The following is a 3,863-nucleotide window of genomic DNA, read 5'->3' as shown; positions in this document are numbered from 1 at the left end:
TCTGGAAAAGTTATATTCATATTATCACCTATTCTGTGTAAAGATTGATTTCTATAATTTCTGGTTCATTTGATGAAGTAATCGTTCTGCTTTTAATAAAAGGAACTGCAGTTTTCGGGAATAAAGCACATGATAGTAAGTCTTCATCAGTTTCAACAAGGTTTTTATATTTCTCTCGTAATATTGGAAGTAGATCATCTAAGTCGTCTGCAGGACGATGTGTGATAACATCTTCATCACCAATAATGATTTGTTTTATTTGAACACATATGTCTATTGGAGCTTTCCCATAAAGTCCTTTAACATAGTCTTTTATCTCAGAGGGAATTACTTTATATCTTTCTTTTGTCATTACATTCATTACTGCTTGTGTACCTACCATTTGTGAGATTGGTGTCACAAGTGGTGGATATCCTAAATCCATACGGACTCTTGGTACTTCTTTCAGTACTTCTTCATATAAATGGAAGGCACCTTGTTCTTCCATTTGTGTCATTAAGTTTGAAAGCATTCCGCCTGGAACTTGATACTTTAAGATATCAGGATTTGTCATTAATGCTTTTGGGTTTAAGACCCCTTCATCAACATATTTATTACGAATATTTATGAAGTATTCAGTTACTTTATTTAGTGCATCAATATTGATGTTTGTTTTGTATTTTGAATGATCAAGTGAATAAACAAATGACTCAGTTGCTGGTTGACTAGTTCCACCAGATAGTGGACTAATGGCTGTATCAATTATGTCAACTCCAGCTTCAATAGCTTTTAAATAACACATTGATCCTGTACCACTGGTTTGATGAGTATGGAGTTCTATTGGTATGTCAATATTATGTTTCAGTTTCGTGACTAATTCATATGCTGTCATTGGCAATAATACACCTGCCATGTCCTTGATACATATTGAATCTGCGCCCATATTGGTCATTTCAATTGCAAGGTCCACATAATAGTCTATTGTATGAACATCACTTGTTGTATATGAAATGGCAACTTGACAATGCCCACCATATTTCTTGGTAGCATCAATTGACGTTTTTAAGTTTCTTACATCGTTCAGCGCATCAAAAATACGTATGATGTCAATTCCATTTTCTATTGACTTCTTAATGAACAATTCTACAACATCATCGGGATAATGTTTATATCCTAATAAGTTTTGACCTCTTAACAGCATTTGCAATTTTGTGTTTTTTACACGTTTTCTTATCTCTCTAAGTCGTTCCCATGGATCCTCATTTAAAAAGCGTAAGCAAGAATCAAATGTTGCCCCACCCCATACTTCAAGTGCGTGATACCCTACTTGATCCATTGTTTCTACAATGTCTAAAATTTCCTTTGTCTTAAGACGAGTCGCCATCAAAGATTGATGACCATCTCGAAGAGCTGTTTCTGTAATTTTTACCATAGTAAACTCCTATATAGATTGATTTTCAAACCAATTTTTATTGTAACACTTACACTTTGAAAATCAAGGTATTTTACATCAATTTTTACTTTCATTATTTTCTTTATTATTTTGTAATAAGTAATTTGGTTATAAAGAAAAAAGAAGACCTAATCGGTTTTCTTAATTTATGTTAAATCTTAAATCTATTGATGTATCAATTTCTCAATTTGTCATAGCATCCACGCATAATATACTATCAAAAAATTAACAATAAAACTAACTCCTAGTAAAAATTGATCATATGGTTTGTACCCAGCGATTCCAGCGAGATTAAATAAGAAGAACCCTATCGCTACTGATATATTTATCCATTTCATTACAGGTACTGGTACTAACATATTTAAGACCACCATCAATATAGGTATAAGCATTATCACTGCGACCATAAACCACATTGATTGTGATACTGGTGTTCCATCAATTTCTCCACCCACAAAATCTCCTGCGAATATTCTTAGAACATCACCAAGTAAATATATAAGCATTAGCACTATCCAGAAAACTATAAATATTAATCTTTCGTTTGTTATTTCCATAATTTTACCTCTCTTATATACTCATTGTATCATTTCATGTTAAACAATTGTATTAATGTGATATGTAATATTTCTATTCGCAATTAAAAAGTGGATCACGAATGTAATCCACTTTTATTGATGATACGTTTAGTCTGTATATGTTAATCCAAATCCGTATGGGAATAAATAATCATTAGGATCATAATCTGGATCATTTGAGTTTGTTCCAAATTGAGATGAATCCATGTACCATACGAATGGAGTTTTACCTGTAAAATCAAAGTCTCCAAGTAATACATCAGCAATACCATTTCCACCTTCACTACCTGGTAACCAAGCAGCTACAAATGAATCAAAGTGAATTAGGATGTCGTCGATTAATAAAGGACGACCTGATAATAATATACCAACTACGTTTTTACCTTGTGCTTTTGCAGCTTGTGCTTGTTGTATAGCTGCAGCATTTCCTGGATGAGCGTTGTTTCCATTAATTACTGATAGATTACCATCATCACCATGATATTCAGCGTACGGTGATTCAGCAAGTACTACGATTACTGTATCTGCATCATTAATATCAGTCACTAATGTACCTGTTTCACCAAGTAATGCTTCTGTGAACCCATCATAAATAGAAGTTACTCTTGCGTCTTTTCTATATTGTCCGAATCCAGCTGATGATGAATTATCAGGATCAACTGCACCTTGCCATCCTAGAGACCAACCACCTAGTAGTAATCCAATGTCGTCTGCCCCTGGTCCAATGATTGCGATTTTTTCACTTTTATTTAAAGGTAATGAATCATTATCATTTTGAAGTAATACAAGTGATTTTCTAACAGCTTCTCTAGCAATAGCTAAATGATCTTCTGTTGCTAGTAATTCTGGTTGATATCTGAAAATATCGTCTGTGAATAAACCACGTTTGTATTTTACAGTTAATATTCTACGAACGGCATCATCGATACGTTCCATAGTTAAATCACCATTGTTATACCCAGCTAATAAATCGTCATAAGCTTGTCTCCAGTCATGAGGTTCCATTAACATGTCAACACCAGCATTAATTGAATCTATAACTTGATTATAGTGAGAACCTGGTAATTGATGGATTGCATCATAATCTGATATGATGAATCCTTCAAATCCCATTTCATCTTTTAGTATTGTTTGAATCCAGTATTCATTACCATGCATTTTCATTCCTCTTATTGAAGAGTATGAAATCATGATGGTATCAACATCTGCATCTATTGCTTCTTGGTATGGAGGTAAATGTAAATCTCTGATTTCTTGATCAGATATGACTACGTTACCTTGATCATTCCCATATTGAGTTCCACCATCACCAATAAAGTGTTTTGCGCAAGCACTAAGTCCCGCTGCTTGTAGTCCATCAATATAAGATCCTACTAATCCTGAAACTAAATCAGTATTCTCTGATAAACTTTCATATGTTCTACCCCATCTAGCATCTTGAGCGATGCTAACAGCAGGAGCAAATGTCCATGAAATACCTGTTAATCTTGTTTCTATTGCTGTTACTTCACCAATTCTTCTCATAAGATCAGCATCGTTTGCTGCACCTAATCCGATATTATGTGGGAATAGTGTTGCGTTTAATAAGTTATTATTTCCGTGTACAGCGTCTGTCCCAAATATGATTGGAATTCCTGAAGAGCTATCTTCAGCACCGTGTTGATATAATAAATACATTCTATACCAATCAGCGATGTCATCCCCAGGGATTGAACCTCCACCGTTTAGTACAGATCCAAGGTTATAGTTCTTAATATCATCAACAGATACACTTGAACGTTCCCCTTGTAACATTTGTCCGATTTTTTCTTCTACTGTCATTGTATCAATTAAATTCTCAACAAATGAATCCA

General features: G+C 33.9%; 3 protein-coding genes. All 3 read right to left on the bottom strand.

Annotated features, from left to right (window positions below; translation table 11 throughout):
• Window positions 1-28: 28 nt before the first annotated feature.
• Window positions 29-1,411 (bottom strand): oxaloacetate decarboxylase subunit alpha, encoded by a 1,383-nt coding sequence (locus AC2LE6_RS07985; RefSeq protein ID WP_484478738.1) that lies wholly within the window; start codon window positions 1,409-1,411, stop codon window positions 29-31.
• A gap of 212 nt (window positions 1,412-1,623) precedes the next feature.
• Window positions 1,624-1,989 carry a hypothetical protein gene (locus AC2LE6_RS07980; RefSeq protein WP_484478737.1) on the bottom strand — a complete coding sequence of 122 codons (366 nt, stop codon included), beginning with the start codon at window positions 1,987-1,989 and terminating at the stop codon, window positions 1,624-1,626.
• A 129-nt stretch (window positions 1,990-2,118) separates the two neighbouring features.
• Window positions 2,119-3,863 (bottom strand): glycoside hydrolase family 3 protein (locus AC2LE6_RS07975; RefSeq protein WP_484478736.1); only part of this gene is annotated, 1,745 nt, incomplete at its 5' end.

It is taken from the genome of Candidatus Izemoplasma sp., from assembly GCF_982632705.1.
This window is presented reverse-complemented; position numbering and strand designations above follow the sequence as displayed.